Source organism: Pseudomonas sp. PGPPP4, assembly GCF_002256045.1.
Classification (GTDB): Bacteria; Pseudomonadota; Gammaproteobacteria; order Pseudomonadales; family Pseudomonadaceae; genus Chryseomonas; species Chryseomonas oryzihabitans.
Window position 1 is genome coordinate 1 of the sequence record NZ_NKID01000002.1, and the last position, 14517, is coordinate 14517.

The 14517-nt window shown below is 67.0% G+C and carries 15 protein-coding genes; 12 read left to right on the forward strand and 3 right to left on the reverse strand.

Going from position 1 to position 14517, the window contains the following annotated elements:
- Positions 1–453: 453 nt before the first annotated feature.
- Entirely contained in the window at positions 454–3288 is a 2835-nt protein-coding gene (rapA, locus tag CFE50_RS02855; RefSeq protein ID WP_286730996.1) for an RNA polymerase-associated protein RapA, read from the reverse strand.
- Positions 3289–3393: 105 nt separating this feature from the next.
- Between rapA and CFE50_RS02860 the strand changes: the two genes are divergently transcribed.
- From CFE50_RS02860 to CFE50_RS02875, 4 genes are all read left to right on the forward strand, one after another.
- Entirely contained in the window at positions 3394–3651 is a 258-nt protein-coding gene (locus tag CFE50_RS02860) for a hypothetical protein (RefSeq protein WP_286730998.1), read from the forward strand.
- Between the two features lie 2 nt (positions 3652–3653).
- Positions 3654–4238 (forward strand): alpha-ketoglutarate-dependent dioxygenase AlkB family protein, encoded by a 585-nt coding sequence (locus tag CFE50_RS02865; RefSeq protein ID WP_286730999.1) that lies wholly within the window; start codon positions 3654–3656, stop codon positions 4236–4238.
- On the forward strand, positions 4235–4393 hold the full coding sequence (locus CFE50_RS02870) for a hypothetical protein (RefSeq protein ID WP_007160293.1): 159 nt from the start codon (positions 4235–4237) through the stop codon (positions 4391–4393). The genes CFE50_RS02865 and CFE50_RS02870 overlap by 4 nt, the downstream gene beginning before the upstream one ends.
- A 130-nt stretch (positions 4394–4523) precedes the next feature.
- Positions 4524–4970, forward strand: coding sequence for an Hsp20 family protein (locus tag CFE50_RS02875; protein ID WP_007160292.1), 447 nt, complete (start codon positions 4524–4526; stop codon positions 4968–4970).
- A gap of 66 nt (positions 4971–5036) precedes the next feature.
- Here CFE50_RS02875 and CFE50_RS02880 read toward each other — a convergent pair whose 3' ends face one another.
- Entirely contained in the window at positions 5037–5945 is a 909-nt protein-coding gene (locus tag CFE50_RS02880) for a LysR family transcriptional regulator (RefSeq protein WP_286731013.1), read from the reverse strand.
- A gap of 91 nt (positions 5946–6036) precedes the next feature.
- Between CFE50_RS02880 and CFE50_RS02885 the strand changes: the two genes are divergently transcribed.
- From CFE50_RS02885 to aroQ, 6 genes are read left to right on the forward strand one after another with little or no spacing between them, the layout of a single operon-like run.
- Positions 6037–6987, forward strand: coding sequence for a ketopantoate reductase family protein (locus CFE50_RS02885; protein WP_286731015.1), 951 nt, complete (start codon positions 6037–6039; stop codon positions 6985–6987).
- On the forward strand, positions 6984–7379 hold the full coding sequence (locus CFE50_RS02890; RefSeq protein ID WP_044340777.1) for a VOC family protein: 396 nt from the start codon (positions 6984–6986) through the stop codon (positions 7377–7379). Before CFE50_RS02885 ends, CFE50_RS02890 begins: the two co-directional genes overlap by 4 nt.
- 8 nt (positions 7380–7387) lie before the next feature.
- Positions 7388–7846: a MaoC family dehydratase gene (locus CFE50_RS02895; protein WP_286731016.1), complete on the forward strand. Its 459-nt coding sequence runs from the start codon at positions 7388–7390 to the stop codon at positions 7844–7846.
- A complete protein-coding gene (locus CFE50_RS02900) occupies positions 7843–9075 on the forward strand; it encodes a CaiB/BaiF CoA transferase family protein (RefSeq protein WP_286731018.1) in 1233 nt (410 codons plus the stop codon). The genes CFE50_RS02895 and CFE50_RS02900 overlap by 4 nt, the downstream gene beginning before the upstream one ends.
- Entirely contained in the window at positions 9072–9890 is an 819-nt protein-coding gene (aroE, locus tag CFE50_RS02905; RefSeq protein ID WP_286731020.1) for a shikimate dehydrogenase, read from the forward strand. Before CFE50_RS02900 ends, aroE begins: the two co-directional genes overlap by 4 nt.
- A gap of 8 nt (positions 9891–9898) precedes the next feature.
- The gene (gene aroQ, locus CFE50_RS02910; protein ID WP_286731022.1) at positions 9899–10345 is read left to right on the forward strand and encodes a type II 3-dehydroquinate dehydratase; all 447 of its coding nucleotides are present in this window, start codon (positions 9899–9901) and stop codon (positions 10343–10345) included.
- A 361-nt stretch (positions 10346–10706) separates the two neighbouring features.
- On the opposite strand, the gene CFE50_RS02915 is transcribed toward aroQ, so the two are convergent.
- On the reverse strand, positions 10707–11228 hold the full coding sequence (locus tag CFE50_RS02915) for a cupin domain-containing protein (RefSeq protein WP_286731024.1): 522 nt from the start codon (positions 11226–11228) through the stop codon (positions 10707–10709).
- A gap of 88 nt (positions 11229–11316) precedes the next feature.
- Here CFE50_RS02915 and CFE50_RS02920 point away from each other — a divergent pair, with 88 nt between their 5' ends.
- Both CFE50_RS02920 and CFE50_RS02925 read left to right on the forward strand, forming a co-directional pair.
- Positions 11317–13539: an ABC transporter substrate-binding protein gene (locus tag CFE50_RS02920; protein ID WP_286731026.1), complete on the forward strand. Its 2223-nt coding sequence runs from the start codon at positions 11317–11319 to the stop codon at positions 13537–13539.
- Positions 13536–14513, forward strand: coding sequence for an ABC transporter permease (locus CFE50_RS02925; RefSeq protein WP_286731028.1), 978 nt, complete (start codon positions 13536–13538; stop codon positions 14511–14513). The genes CFE50_RS02920 and CFE50_RS02925 overlap by 4 nt, the downstream gene beginning before the upstream one ends.
- Positions 14514–14517: the final 4 nt, after the last annotated feature.

Consider the following 14517-nt stretch of genomic DNA (forward strand, 5'->3'; position numbering starts at 1 on the left):
CTTGGGCGCCGCCATGCGCAAACTGCTGCAGATTGCCTATGGCGTGCTCAAGACGCAGCGACCTTATCAACCACGACAGGCCCTTTAGAGGACCTGTTGTGATTGGTGGGAGAGATGGTATCTACGGCTTGCCTCGCGACCGATCCCGAGCTTGCCGAGGCCAATGCAGCTGAATGCCTGCTCGAATAGCCCCCTCTCCCGGCGGGAGAGGGTTGGGGTGAGGGCGCCCCTCGCTACTAAGTCCAGTGGAAAAGGTTGCGCCGTTTTCCACGCTACGGGGCTGAGCGGTGCCGTAGGTTGGGTTGAGCGCCAGCGAAGCCCAACGGCCGGGTTCGACTCTGCCTGTTGGGCTTCGGCGATAGAGCCGCCTCAACCCAACCTACGGGGTAACGCCTAAATGCGAGCCCGTAGGTTGGGTTGAGCGCTAGCGCAGCCCAACAGTGGCGACGGGTCTCAACCCGCCACCAGCACCCGAATCGCTTCCAGGCGCAGCGAGGCCTTGTCCAGGTAGGTCAGGCCTTCTTCGCGCTGTTGGCGCAGGCGGTCGATCTCGTCCTGGCGGACGCTGGAATTGACCGCGCGCAGCGCTTCCAGGCGGGCGATCTCTTCGTCCATGCCCGACAGATAGGCCTGGCGGGCCTTGGCCACGCGCTCCTCGTGACGGGGCAGGGCCTTGCCTTCGCCACCGCCGATCAGCTTGGCCAGGGAGTCGCGCTGGGCCTGGACGAACTTGTTGGCGCTGGTGCGCGGCACGCTTTCCAGCTGATCGTTGAGGGTCTCGAAGGCTACTCGGGCGGCCAGGTCATTGCTGTTGGCGTCGAGCAGGCAACGAATGGCCAGCGGCGGCAGGTAGCGACCCAGTTGCAGGGCGCGCGGCGCCACCGCCTCGCTGATGTAGATCAGCTCCAGCAGCACGGTGCCCGGCTTGAGCGCCTTGTTCTTGATCAGCGCCACGGCGGTGTTGCCCATGGAGCCCGACAGCACCAGGTCCATGCCGCCCTGGGCCATGGGATGCTCCCAGGTCAGGAATTGCATGTCTTCGCGGACCAGCGCCACGTTGCGGTCGTAGGTGATGGTCACGCCTTCGTCGTCGCCTAGGGGGAAGCCGGCGTCGAGCATCTTCTCGCTGGGCTTGAGGATCAGGGCGTTGTCGGAGTGGTCTTCGCTGTCGATGCCGAAGGCGTTGAACAGCTCTTCCATGTACATCGGCAGGGCGAACTGGTCGTCCTGTTCGAGGATGTCCTCGACCAGTTGCTCGCCGGCACCGGCGCCGGAGGAATTGAGTTCCAGCAGGCGGTCACGGCCGTTGTGCAACTCGGCTTCCAGGGCGACGCGCGCCTGGGCGCCCTGTTCTAGCAAGGCCTGCCAGGTGGCATCGTCGCCACCGGCCAGCTGCTCGTCGAGTTCGCTGGCGAAGCGCGCCTGCAGGGCGCTGCCGGTGGGCGAGGTGGCCAGGAAGGCGTTCAGCGCCTGGTGATACCACTGGAACTGACGCTCCTGGCGGCTACCTTCGAGGTAGGGCACGTGCAACTGGATGGTGTGACGCTGGCCGATCCGGTCGAGACGGCCGATGCGCTGTTCCAGCAGGTCCGGGTGGGCCGGCAGGTCGAACAGCACCAGGTGATGGGCGAACTGGAAGTTGCGGCCTTCACTGCCGATCTCGGAGCAGATCAGCACCTGGGCGCCGAATTCCTCGTCGGCGAAGTAGGCGGCGGCGCGGTCGCGTTCGAGGATGCTCATGCCCTCGTGGAACACCGTGGCCGGGATGCCGGACTTCAGCCGCAGGGCATCTTCCAGGTCCAGGGCGGTTTCCATGCGCGCGCAGATCACCAGCACCTTGTGCGGCTTGAGCGCCTTGAGGGTGTCGATCAGCCACTCGACGCGGCCGTCGTGGCGCCACCAGCGGTCGTTGTCGTCTTCCGGGGCGAATTCGATTTCCGGCTGCAGCGACTGGCCGGGCATCACGCCCTCGTCCAGGTAGGCATCCGGGAAGGGCAGGGCATGGGCGTGCAGCTCACGCTCGGGGAAGCCCTTGACCGCGGCGCGGGTGTTGCGGAACAGCACGCGACCGGTGCCGTGGCGATCCAGCAGCTCGCGCACCAGGCGGGCGCGGGCCTCGGCATCGCCGGCGGCGGCAGCGCTGAGCAGGGTCTCGCCTTCCTGGCCGAGGAAACCGCCGATGGCGTCCTGGGCGGCCGGGCTGAGGGCGCCGGCGTCGAGCAGTTCCTGCACGGCTTCGGCCACCGGGCGATAGTGCTGGGACTCCTGCTGGAAGGCGGCGAAGTCGTGGAAGCGGCTGGGATCGAGCAGGCGCAGGCGGGCGAAGTGGCTGTCCTGGCCCAGTTGCTCGGGGGTCGCGGTCAGCAGCAGCACGCCGGGGATGACCTCACCCAGTTGCTCGACCAGGCTGTATTCGCGGCTGGCACCCTCGGGGTGCCAGACCAGGTGGTGGGCTTCATCGACCACCAGCAGGTCCCAGCCGGCGGCGAAGGCGGCATCCTGGGCCTTTTCGTCGCGCACCAGCCAGTCCAGGGAGACCAGGGCAAGCTGGGCATCCTCGAAGGGATTGCCCTCTTCGCTGGCCATGAAGCGCTCGGCGTCGAACAGCGCCACTTCCAGGTTGAAGCGTCGGCGCATCTCCACCAGCCACTGGTGCTGGAGATTTTCCGGGACCAGGATCAGCACCCGGCTGGCGCGACCGCTGAGCAGCTGGCGATGGATCACCAGGCCGGCTTCGATGGTCTTGCCCAGACCCACTTCGTCGGCCAGCAGGACCCGCGGCGCGACCCGGTCAGCCACGCTGCGGGCGATGTGCAGCTGGTGCGGGATCGGTTGGGCGCGGGTACCGCCGAGGCCCCAGAGGCTGGACTGCAGGAGGCGGTTGCGGTGCTCGTGGGTGTGATAGCGCAGGCCGAACCAGGGCAGGGGATCGATCTGCCCGGCGAACAGGCGGTCGCTGGCCAGGCGGAACTGGATGAAGTTCGACAGCTGGGCCTCGGGCACGCTGCGTGCCTCGCGCTCGGCGGTGAAGCCGTGGTACGTCAGCAGGCCGTCCTCTTCGGAGACCTCGCGCACGGTGAGCTTCCAGCCCTCGAAATGGGTCACCTCGTCGCCCGGGGCGAAGCGCACCCGGGTCAGCGGGGCGTTGCGCTGGGCATACTGGCGCGTCTCACCGGTGGCTGGATAGAGCACCGTGAGCAGGCGGCCGTCCAGGGCCAGGATGGTTCCCAGGCCCAGTTCGGCCTCACTGTCACTGATCCAGCGTTGTCCCGGTTGATGCGACGCCATGTGGAAGCTTCTCCCCAGCTATCAAAAAGCCGGCTATTTTAGCGAAAGCGGAGTCAGAAGCCTAACGCGCTCTTTGCCGCAGTCCGCGAATTCGAGGTCCCCGTCATGATCCCCATCGTTCCGCCCCAGGGCGTGACCCCACCCAACCAGCTGGATCCGGCACCCGTGCGCCCCGTGGTCGCGCCCGTGGCGGCCGCTGCCGAAACGGCGCACGCCCCGCTGGAGGACGAAGCGACCCTGGATCGCGAGGCGCGCCGCCGCCGCCGGCAGCGCGAAGCCCTGCGCCAGGGCCTCGGCGCCGAACGGGCCCAGACCCTGGAAGAGCCGGAGCAGGTGGGCGCCCAGGTGGATCTGCGGGTCTAGCCATGCTCGAGCGCCTGGAGCTGGACGACGCCGAGCTGGCCTTCCATCCGCACTGGCTACCTGCGGAACGAGCCGACGCCTGGCTGCAGCAGCTGGACGCCGAAACCCCCTGGAGCCAGCCGCAGGTGCGGGTGTACGGCCGCTGGCACCCGGTGCCGCGGCAGGTCGCCTGGTATGCCGATCCCGGGGTGGTCTACGGCTACGCCGGGCTGGACCACGCCGCCTTGCCCTGGACGCCGCTGTTGCAGCTCATCCGTGAAGGCGTCGAGGCGGCCTGTGGCCAGGCCTTCAATGGCGTGCTGCTCAATCGCTATCGCGACGGTCAGGACTCCATGGGCTGGCACAGCGACGACGAGGCCAGTCTCGGCGCCAATCCGCTGATCGCCTCGCTCAACCTGGGGGCCGCGCGGCGCTTCGATTTCCGCCGCAAGGGCACCAGCCGCATCGGCCATTCCCTGGAACTGGGTCACGGCAGCCTGCTGGTCATGGCCGGCGCGACCCAGCATCATTGGCAGCACCAGATCGCCAAGACCCGCAAAGCCAGCGGGTTGCGGCTGAATCTCACCTTTCGCCGGATAGCGACATGAGCGACGACAGCAATCTCATTGACTTCACCACCGAGCGCGGCAAGCGCATCCACGACCTCAAGGAGCGCCGGCTGCAGGAAGTGCGCTCGGCCTTCGAGCAGGCGCTGCCGCTGACCGCCGCCAAGAAGAAAAAGCGCAAGCCAAAGAAGAAATAGCAGGCACTACCGTTCGTCGGGATTCGCCCTTGAAATTTTGCGGGGGGTTCCTATCTAGGTTCGTGTGGGATGCCGAAGTCGGGTCCCGCAGGCAACACCGAAACTTGCTGAACCTATCAGGAGATTCACCATGAGCAACGTACTGTCCCTGGCCCCGCTGTTCCGTCATTCCGTCGGCTTCGACCGGTTCAACGACCTGTTCGAATCCGCTCTGCGCAACGACGCTGGCAGCTCCTATCCGCCCTACAACGTCGAGAAGCACGGTGACGACCAGTATCGCATCGTGATCGCTGCCGCCGGCCTCCAGGAAGATGACCTGGAGATCGAAGTCGAGCGTGGCGTACTCACCGTCAAGGGTGGCCGGCGCGAAAACAGCGCCGAGAGCGTGACCTTCCTGCATCAGGGCATCGCCCAGCGCGCCTTCAAGCTGTCCTTCCGCCTCGCCGACCATATCGAGGTGAAGGGTGCCGATCTCAAGCACGGCCTGCTGAGCATCGAACTGGTGCGCGTGATCCCGGAAGAAGCCAAGCCCAAGCGCATCGCCATCGCCGGCCAGCGCCCGGCCCTGGACAACTGATCGTCCAGGCGTCCTGCCCAAAAGCCCCAGCCCCGTGCTGGGGCTTTTTCGTTTGCGGCCCCGGCGCTAGCGGCCCTGGCCGAAAAGCTCCAGCAGCACCCCGCGCAACCAGCGATTGCCGGCGTCCTGGTGATAGCGCGCATGCCAGTGCTGCCTGACCGCGAAGCCTTCGATCGGCACCGGGCATTCGTGGACCCTGAGGCCATAGGTCTCCGCCAGGGTGGTGCCGATGTGTCGCGGCAGGGTGACGATGAGGTCGGAGGTGCCGACCACCGCGCCGACGCCCAGAAAACCTGGTAGCTCCAGCACGATGCGGCGCTGCACCCCGGCGCGTACCAGGCCCGCTTCCAGCAGCTTCTGCCCGGTGCCGGCACTGACCAGCACGTGGCCCTCTTCGGCGTAGGCCGTGGCCGTCAATCGCTCGCCGAGGCGCGGATGTCGGGCGCTGACCAGGCAGACCCAGTCCTGGGGAAACAGCAGTTGCTGATAGAGGCTGCCGCCCAGCCAGGGAATGAAGCCGATCGCCAGGTCCGCCTCGCCGATCTCCAGGGCCTGCTCGGTGTTGCCGTCGATCCGCGCGATCTCCAGCCGCACCCCGGGCGCCACCTCGCGCAGCTGCGCCAGGATCCGCGGCAGCAGGGTGATGTGGCTGGCATCGCTCAGGCAGAGGCGAAACAGCCGTTGGGCGGTGGCGGGCTCGAAGGTGACCTCCCAGGCCACTAGCCGGCGCAGGGATTCGAGCACCTCGCGACAGGGGGTGATCAGGGCCTCGGCCTGGGGCGTGGGCTTCATGCCGCCCGGCGTGCGCACGAACAGTGGATCGCGCAGCTGCTGGCGCAACTTGCCCAGCCAGAGGCTGATGGTGGGCTGGCTCTGACCCAGCTGTTCGGCGGCCCGGGTCACGCTGCCGGTGCGATAGAGCACCTCGAACAGCATCAGCAGCTTGGGTTCGGGCAGGCCGTCCGTGGGCAGCATTATCAGAATTCCTGATGGGCGAATTGGACTCTTTGTATAGCTCAATACCGGGCGCAGGCCTAGGGTAGGGCGAAAACAAGGAGCCCGATCCATGAAAATCTGCATCCTCGGGGCCGGCGCCCTGGGCAGCACCTTTGGCGCCTGGCTGAGCGAGGCGGGACACGAGACCTGGCTGCTCAATCGGCCCAATGCCCATATCGAGGCGGTCGCCCGTGACGGCCTGGACATCGAGACCGCCGACGGCCGTCGCCGGGTCCAGATGCGGGCGGCGGTGAGCGCCGAGGCGGTCGGCGTGGTTGATCTGGTGGTGGTGCTGGTCAAATCCTTCGCCACCACCGCGGCCATGAGCCATGCCCGGGCGCTGGTCGGTCCGCACACCCTGGTGCTGTCGTTGCAGAACGGCCTCGGTCACGAAGAGCTGCTGGCCGAGATCGTCGGCCAGGAGCGGGTGATTGCCGGCAAGACCTATGTCGGCGGCGTGCTGCTCGGCCCCGGGCGAATCCGTAGCGGGGTGGCGGGCAAGCGCACGCTCATCGGCGAACTCGACGGCCAGCTCTCGGCACGCGTTCAGGCCGTCGCCGCCGTCTTCGAGGACGCCGGGCTGGCCACCACGGTCAGCAGCAACATCCGCGGCACCCTCTGGGACAAGCTGCTGGTCAACGTCGCCACCGGTGCCCTGACCGGCATCACCCAGCTCACCTATGGCCAGCTCTACAGTGAGCCCCTGCTGCGCGACACCGCCTTGCAGGCGGTCGCCGAGGCCATCGCGGTGGCCCGCGCCGCCGGCGTCGAGCTGGGGCTGCAGGAGCCGGAAGCCGCCTGGCAACTGGCCCGCGAAGGGCTGGCGCCGTCGTTCAAGACCTCCATGCTGCAGAGCCTGCAGAGGGGCTCCATCACCGAAATCGACTTCATCAACGGCGCGGTGGTGCGGCTCGGCCAGCAGTACCGCGTACCGACCCCGGTCAACGCCACGCTGGTCGCCTGCATCAAGGGCATCGAGCGCGCCCTGGCCGATCGACAACAAGAGGACGCCACATCATGAGCATTCCCAAGGCCTACCTGGAACACGTGGCCATCTGGGTGAAAGACATCCACTGGCATATCCGCTTCTTCCACGAGGTGTTCGGCATGACCCTGCGCGAGGTGCAGGGCACGGTCGAGCAGCCCACCCAGTACTGGACCCTGGGCGGTATGCAATTCATGAGCAAGCCGGATTTCGCCGGCCCCGAGGGGCGCCTGGGCCACCTGGGACTGATGTGCGAGGACCTCGACGCCGCCCTGGCCGCCGCCCGGCGTTTCGAGGGTGTGGAGCAACTGCCCCAGGGCTACAACTGGCTGCGCCTGCCCGATGGCCTGGCGCTGGAATTCATCCAGGCCGTTCCGGCCCGCGCCGTGCACGACGCCCTGGCCGTCAACGCCCGTCAAACCGAGTGACAGCGACCATGACCGTACAAGAAAAATATTTCGAGGACGCCCGCGAAGGCGACGAGGCGATCACCCCGAGCTACCAGGTCACCAAGGAACGCATCCTGGCCTATGCCGACCTGACCGGTGACCACACCCCGGTCCACGTCGACGAGGCCTATGCCAATGCCAGCCACTTCGGCGGCCTGGTCGCCCATGGCCTGATGGGGCTGGCCATCGCCGACGGTCTCAAGACCCAGTGCGACTATCGCTTCCTGCCGGGGATGTCGCTGGGCTGGACCTGGGACTTCCTCCTGCCGATCCGCGTCGGCGACGAATTGCACGTCAAGCTGCGGGTGGGGTCCATGCGTCCGAGCAAGAGCAAGCCGAGCTGGGGCATCGTGGTGCTGCCGTCCGAGCTGATCAACCAGAAGGGCGAGGTGGTCCAGCGCGGCGAGCACCGCCTGATGGTGCCGCGGCGGGAGGGCGCCCTATGAGTCAGCCACTGCCGCTGCAAGGCCTGAGGGTCATCGACTACAGCCACTTCCTCGCTGGTCCCTATGTGGGGCGCTGCCTGGCGGCGCTGGGCGCCGAGGTCATCAAGGTGGAACGTCCCGGCAGCGGCGATGCCGGGCGCCAGCACGCCTTCGTCCTCGACGACCAGCAGAGCGGCTACTTCCTGCAACTCAACATGGGCAAGCAGGGCGTCAGCGTCAACATGAAGGACCCGCGCGGCAAGGCCTTCATGCAGCAGCTCTGCGACAGTGCCGACGTCTTCATCGAGAACTACCGGCCCGGCGCCCTGGACAGGCTCGGCCTGGGTTATCAGGAGTTGTCCGCGCGCAATCCGCGACTGGTGTACTGCTCGATTTCCGCCTACGGCCACACCGGGCCCGACGCCCATCGCGCCGGCTTCGGCCTGATCGCCGAGGCCAAGAGCGGCATCATGCAGATGGTCGGCACGCCGGGCGAGGCTCCACCATTGCTGCGCATCTCCCTGGGCGACATGTACACCGGCGCCCACGCGGTGGCCGCCATCAACGGGGCGCTGCTCGGCCGGGTCACCAGCGGCCGCGGCCAGCACATCGACATGGCGCTGTATGACACCCTGGTGTCCATGCACGAGTACGCGGTGCAGTGCTACACCCTGTCCGGCGGCGAGATCCTGCCGCAGCAGACCGGCCACGACATGCCCACCTCGACCCTCTATGGCGTGTTCCGCGCCCAGGACGGCGATCTGGTGATCGCCGCCCAGGTGGACGACTCCTGGAAGCGCTTCGCCGCGCTGGTGGAGCAGGATGCCGGCCAGTCAGGCTTCGGCAGCGACGTCCGTTTCCACACCTCCACCGGCCGCAACGCCCATCGCGAAGCCATCCTGCCCGTCGTCAAGGCCTGGGTGGCGGCCAATCCGGTCGCGCGGCTGCTGGCGCTGCTCGACGAGATCGACGTGCCCTGCGCCAAGGTGCAGCGCATCGACGAGGTGATCGAGGATCCGCAGATCAAGGCCCGCGGCATGATCCAGGAGCAGCAGCACCCGCGCTTCGGCACCCTGCGGATGCCCAATCTGCCGTTCCGCTTTTCCGAGTGCGACACCACCATCCAGCAGGTGGCGCCGGATCTCGGTGAGCACAACGCAGTCGTGGCCCAGAGCCTCGGCTATAGCGAGGAAGAGATTGCCCGGCTGCAGGCCGACGGCGTGCTGTTCACCCAGGAGATGCCGGTATGACCGACCAGTACGCGGTGATCGGCCGTCCGATCAACCATACCAAGTCGCCCCTCATCCATGGGCTGTTCGCCAGTACCACCGGGCAGGACCTGGAATACGGCGCCATCGAAGGCTCGCTGGAGGATTTCGCCGGTGACGTGCAGCGCTTTCGCGCCCAGGGCGGGCGGGGCATGAACATCACGGCGCCCTTCAAGCTGCAGGCCTACCAGCTGGCCACCGAGCCCAGCGAGCGGGCGCGCCTGGCCAAGGCGGCCAATGCGCTGAAGTTCGAGGGCGAGCGGGTGCTGGCGGAGAACTTCGACGGCATCGGCCTGCTGCGCGACATCGAGATCAACCTCGGCCAACCGCTGGACGGCAAGCGGGTGCTCTTGCTGGGCGCGGGCGGTGCGGTACGGGGGGCGCTGTTGCCCTTCCTCGCGGCTGGACCTGTGCAGTTGGTGATGGTCAATCGCGATGGGCAAAAGGCCGCCGGGCTCGCCCAGGAGATCGGGCATCCATTGCTGAGCGTGAGCAGCTACGAGGCCCTGGAAGGGCAGAGATTCGACCTGGTGATCAACGCCACCTCGGCCAGCCTGGTCGGAGAATTGCCGCCGGTGCCGGCAGGCGTCTTCGCCCAGGCGGCGCTGGCCTACGAACTGGCCTATGGCAAGGGGCTGACGCCCTTCCTGCGCCTGGCTAAGGAACAGGGCGTGGCGCAACTGGCCGACGGCGTGGGCATGCTGGTGGAGCAGGCGGCCGAAGCCTTCGCCTGGTGGCGCGGTGTGCGCCCCGAGACCCGGCCGGTCATCGACCAACTGACCATTCCCCTGCAGTGAGCGGACCCATGAAGATCCTGATGTTGCACGGTATCAACCACAACATGTTCGGCAAGCGCGATCCCGTGCAATACGGCACCGTGACCCTGGCCGAGATCGACGCCAGGCTCGCCGCCCTGGGCGTGGAACTGGGGGTGGAAATAGAGTCCTTCCAGAGCAACCACGAAGGGGCGATGGTCGAGCGTATCCACCAGAGTTACGAGGAGGGCGTCGATGGCGTCCTCATCAACGCCGGTGCCTGGACCCACTACAGCTACGGCATCCGCGACGCCCTGGCGATCCTCACCGTACCGGTGGTGGAACTGCACATGTCCAATATTCATGCGCGGGAGCGCTTCCGCCATCACTCGGTCTTCGCCGAGATCGTCCTGGGCCAGATCGCCGGCTTCGGCGTGGACAGCTACCTGCTGGCCCTGCGCGCCGCGGTGAGCGCGGCCCAGGCGCGCAGGGCCTGAGCCGCCGACCCCCACCTCAAGGGAGAGGGAGCGCTCCCACAGCTCCCGCGTAGGGTGGAAAACCGCGCAGCGTTTTCCACGCACCAAGGTGTTGGCTGAGGCCCTGTTGGGTTGAGGCAGCTCCATCGCCGCAGCCCAACAGTAGGATAAGGAGCGGTGTGCAGGCTATCGCGGCCATGGGCCGCTCCTACAGTGTAGGAGCGGCCCATGGCCGCGATAAAGCAGGGTAGGGAGGCACCGCTTCTCTCGGCATGAGAATCAAGCTGATGCTCGCCATAGCCGAGGCAGGTATCGGGCGCCAATTGCAGCTGGGTGAGAAGTCCCGCGTTGGCGCGGATGGAGGCGGGGAGTCGCAACGGATTCAAGGGCACTCGTCGTCCTTTTTGCGCGATATCGCCTCACCCGTATGCGGCCCCAGTTCCCGCTTGGGACAGTCCTGCCACTGCTTGTCCCCCAGGCCCGCGGTGTATTCCGGATGCAGCGGATAGTGCAGGCGGTTGTCCGCCCGGCTCGCATCGCCCACCACCAGCAACTCCACCGGCTCGTCGGTCTCGTTGATGAAGGTGTGGGCGACGCCATCCCCCGCCTTGAAGCCCACCCCGTCACCTGGCTTGAGGCGCTGGGCATGGCCGTCGATCCAGGCGGTGGGATGACCGGCGATCACATAGATGAATTCGTCTTCGGTGGCCTCGGCATGGGGCCGCGAGGTGCGGCGACCGGGTGGCAGCCATTCGTGGTGGATGCCCAGGCGGGCGAAGCCGAAGTGGCGGCCGAAGGCGGCGCCCAGGGAAAAGCGCTCGTCACTGTCGGCATAGTCGGGGCCGTCGGGCGCCTGGAGCTGGGACCAGTGGACGATCTTGTCGAAATCTTTCCGGGATTGCATGGGGTGCTGCGCCTCGCGGGAAAATAGCTCAAGCTTAGCCGGTTGGGCGGACGCTGCCGCCTCAGGTCCCTTTCGGTGCAGGAACGCGATGCCCAGACTGTCCAGACAACTCCTCGCACTGCTGACCCTGGCGCTGCTCGGCGGCTGTTCACCCGATACGCCGATCAACAGCCCCTACCGCGCCGGAGCCGAAGGTCAGAATACCCTCTATACCGCCTTCACCACCCGCTCGCCGAAGTACCTCGATCCGGCCAGTTCCTATTCCGGCGACGAGACCAATTTCACCTACAACATCTATGAACCCCTCTACGGCTACCACTATTTCAAACGGCCCTACGAACTGATCCCCCGCGGTGCCGAGCGGGTGGTCATGCCTTACTACCTGGATGCCCAGGGCCGGCGCCTGCCGGACGACGCACCGGCCGCGCAGATCGCCCAGAGCGTCTACGACATCCCCATCCGCCGCGACGCCCGCTATGCGCCCCATCCGGCCTTCGCGCGCGATGCCCAGGGCCATTACCGCTATTTCCCGATCCAGCCCGCCGACCTGGCCGATCGCTACCAGATCCCCGACTTTCCCGAGACCGGCAGCCGCGCCCTGACCGCTGCCGACTACGCCTACGGCCTGCGGCGCCTGGCCAGTCCGCGGCTGGTCTCGCCCAGCTACGCCATCTTCGCCGAGCACCTGGTCGGCATGCAGGCCTATGGCGACGGCCTGCGCGCCGCCGACAAGGCCCTGCGCGCCGGCCTGCCCAGGGGCGCGCCGCTGCCCTGGCTGGACCTGCGCCAGGGCGAGCTGCCCGGGGTCGAGGTGCTGGACGACCACACCCTGCGGCTGCGGGTGATCGGCAAGTACCCCCAGTTCAACTACTGGCTGGCCATGACCTTCGCCGCGCCGGTGCCCTGGGAGGCGGATCGCTTCTACAGCCAGCCGGGGATGGCCGAGCACAACCTCGGCTTCAACAGCTGGCCGGTGGGTACCGGACCCTATCGCCTGGCCGAGTCCATCCCCAATCGCCGCCATGTGCTGGAGCGCAATCCCAACTACCACGCCGATCCCTATCCCTGCGAAGGCGAGCCCGAAGATCGCGAACAGGGCCGGCTGGACGACTGCGGCAAGCCCCTGCCGCTGATCGACCGCGCGGTGTTCAGCCTGGAAAAGGAAGGGGTGCCGCTGATGGGCAAGTTCATCCAGGGCTACTACGACACCCCCCAGGTCGAGCGCGGCGAATATGGCGTGGCGCTGCGCACCAAGGCCGGTGACTCGGCCGATTCCGCCGAGCTCTACCGCGAGCGTGGCCTCAAGTTGCCCACCGCGGTGGAGGCGTCCAACTGGTACCTGGGTTTCAACTGGCTGGATCCGGTGGTGGGGCAGGGCGCCACGCCCGAGCAGCAAGAACGCAATCGCAAGCTGCGCCAGGCACTGTCCATCGCCTTCGACTGGGAGAGCTACATCACCGTCTTTCTCAACGGCAACGGCCTGGTCGCCAATGGCCCGCTGCCGCCGGGCGTGCTGGGCTATGAAGCGCCGCCGGCCGGCAGCAACCCGGTGGTCTATCGAATGGTGGATGGCAAGCCCGAGCGGCGACCCATCGAAGAGGCCCGACAGCTGCTGGCCGAAGCCGGCTATCCCGATGGCCGCGATGCCAGCAGCGGGCGGCCGCTGATCCTGCAATACGACGCCCAGACCAGCGGCGACAGCGCCATGTTCGACTGGATGCGCCAGCAGACCGCCAAGCTGGGCATCCAGCTGGAACTGCGCGGCTCGGACTACAACAGATTCCAGGACAAGATGCGCAAGGGCGCGGCGCAGATCTTCTTCTGGGGCTGGAACGCCGACTATCCCGATGCCGAGAACTTCCTCTTTCTCTTCTACGGTCCCCAGGGCAAGGCCAAGCACGGTGGCGAGAATGCCGGCAACTACAGCAATGCCGAATACGACCGGCTGTTCGAGCAGATGAAGAGTCTCGATGACGGCCCGGAAAAGGTCGCCCTGATCCGGCGCATGGTCGCCATCGTGCAGCAGGACGCGCCCTGGCTGTTCGGCTGGAATCCCCTGTCGGCCGGGGCCTATCAGCAGTGGGTCTACAACGCCAAGCCGACCCAGATGGTGCGTGATCAGCTGCGCTATCTGCGCCTGGACCCGGCGCTGCGCGAGCGCAAGGTGCTGGAGTGGAACCGGCCGGTGCTCTGGCCGCTGTGGCTGCTGCTGGGCCTGGGGCTGCTGCTGATCTGGCCGGCCTGGCGCAGCCTCCGGCGCCGTGAGCGCCAGACCGCCTTTGGCGACGGCCACGGGGAGGGGCGGCCATGATCGGCTATGTGCTGCGGCGCCTGGCCTATGGCGTGCTCATCCTGATCGGCGTGAATCTGCTGACCTTTCTGCTGTTCTTTACCGTCAACACCCCGGACGACATGGCGCGCCTGGCCATCGGCGGCAAGTACGTCACCGCCGAAGCCATCGAGGACTGGAAGGCGGAGCACGGCTACGACAAGCCGTTGCTCATCAATACCACCCGTGAAGGGGTGGAGAAGTTGACCGATACGCTCTTCTTCGAACGGTCGGCCAGTCTGCTGGTGTTCGACTTCGGCACCTCCGACAACGGCCGCGACATCGGCCGGGAGATCGCCGAGCGCGCCGGCCCGAGTCTGGCGCTGGCGCTGCCGACCTTCGTGCTCGGCCTGGCGGCCAGCGTCGGCTTCGCCCTGCTGCTGGTGTTCTTTCGCGCCACCCGGCTGGACTTCTGGGGCGTGGTGCTCTGCGTGGTGCTGCTGTCGATCTCCTCGCTGTTCTACATCATCGCCGGCCAGTGGCTGTTCGCGAAGACCCTGCGCCTGGTGCCCTTCTCGGGCTATGAAGAGGGCTGGAATCTGTTGCGCTTCCTGGCCCTGCCGGTGCTGGTGGCGGTGATATCCGGCCTCGGCAGCCAGGCCCGCTTCTATCGCGCGCTGTTTCTCGAAGAGATCGGCAAGGACTATGTGCGCACCGCCCGCGCCAAGGGGCTGGCCGAGCGCCAGGTGCTCCTGCGCCATGTACTGCGCAATGCGGCGCTGCCGATCCTCACCGGGGTGGTCTCGGCCATTCCCTTGCTGATCATGGGCAGCCTGATCGCCGAATCCTTCTTTGGCATTCCGGGCCTGGGCAGCTACACCATCGACGCCATCAACGGCCAGGACTTCGCCGTGGTCCGCACCATGGTGTTCCTGGGATCGGTGCTCTACATCGTCGGCCTGATCCTGGCGGACCTGTCCTACACCCTCGCCGATCCGCGCGTTCGCCTCAGGTAGCCGC

Excerpts from the sequence above, each read along its gene's own strand:
- CFE50_RS02865 (WP_286730999.1), top strand. The coding sequence starts at position 3,654 with ATGCTCGAGCGCCTGGAGCTGGACGACGCCGAGCTGGCCTTCCATCCG.
- CFE50_RS02920 (WP_286731026.1), top strand. The coding sequence starts at position 11,317 with ATGCCCAGACTGTCCAGACAACTCCTCGCACTGCTGACCCTGGCGCTG.
- CFE50_RS02885 (WP_286731015.1), top strand. The coding sequence starts at position 6,037 with ATGAAAATCTGCATCCTCGGGGCCGGCGCCCTGGGCAGCACCTTTGGC.
- CFE50_RS02890 (WP_044340777.1), top strand. The coding sequence starts at position 6,984 with ATGAGCATTCCCAAGGCCTACCTGGAACACGTGGCCATCTGGGTGAAA.
- CFE50_RS02895 (WP_286731016.1), top strand. The coding sequence starts at position 7,388 with ATGACCGTACAAGAAAAATATTTCGAGGACGCCCGCGAAGGCGACGAG.
- rapA (WP_286730996.1), bottom strand. The coding sequence starts at position 3,288 with ATGGCGTCGCATCAACCGGGACAACGCTGGATCAGTGACAGTGAGGCC.
- CFE50_RS02870 (WP_007160293.1), top strand. The coding sequence starts at position 4,235 with ATGAGCGACGACAGCAATCTCATTGACTTCACCACCGAGCGCGGCAAG.
- CFE50_RS02925 (WP_286731028.1), top strand. The coding sequence starts at position 13,536 with ATGATCGGCTATGTGCTGCGGCGCCTGGCCTATGGCGTGCTCATCCTG.
- CFE50_RS02915 (WP_286731024.1), bottom strand. The coding sequence starts at position 11,228 with ATGCAATCCCGGAAAGATTTCGACAAGATCGTCCACTGGTCCCAGCTC.
- CFE50_RS02880 (WP_286731013.1), bottom strand. The coding sequence starts at position 5,945 with ATGCTGCCCACGGACGGCCTGCCCGAACCCAAGCTGCTGATGCTGTTC.
- CFE50_RS02875 (WP_007160292.1), top strand. The coding sequence starts at position 4,524 with ATGAGCAACGTACTGTCCCTGGCCCCGCTGTTCCGTCATTCCGTCGGC.
- CFE50_RS02860 (WP_286730998.1), top strand. The coding sequence starts at position 3,394 with ATGATCCCCATCGTTCCGCCCCAGGGCGTGACCCCACCCAACCAGCTG.
- aroE (WP_286731020.1), top strand. The coding sequence starts at position 9,072 with ATGACCGACCAGTACGCGGTGATCGGCCGTCCGATCAACCATACCAAG.
- CFE50_RS02900 (WP_286731018.1), top strand. The coding sequence starts at position 7,843 with ATGAGTCAGCCACTGCCGCTGCAAGGCCTGAGGGTCATCGACTACAGC.
- aroQ (WP_286731022.1), top strand. The coding sequence starts at position 9,899 with ATGAAGATCCTGATGTTGCACGGTATCAACCACAACATGTTCGGCAAG.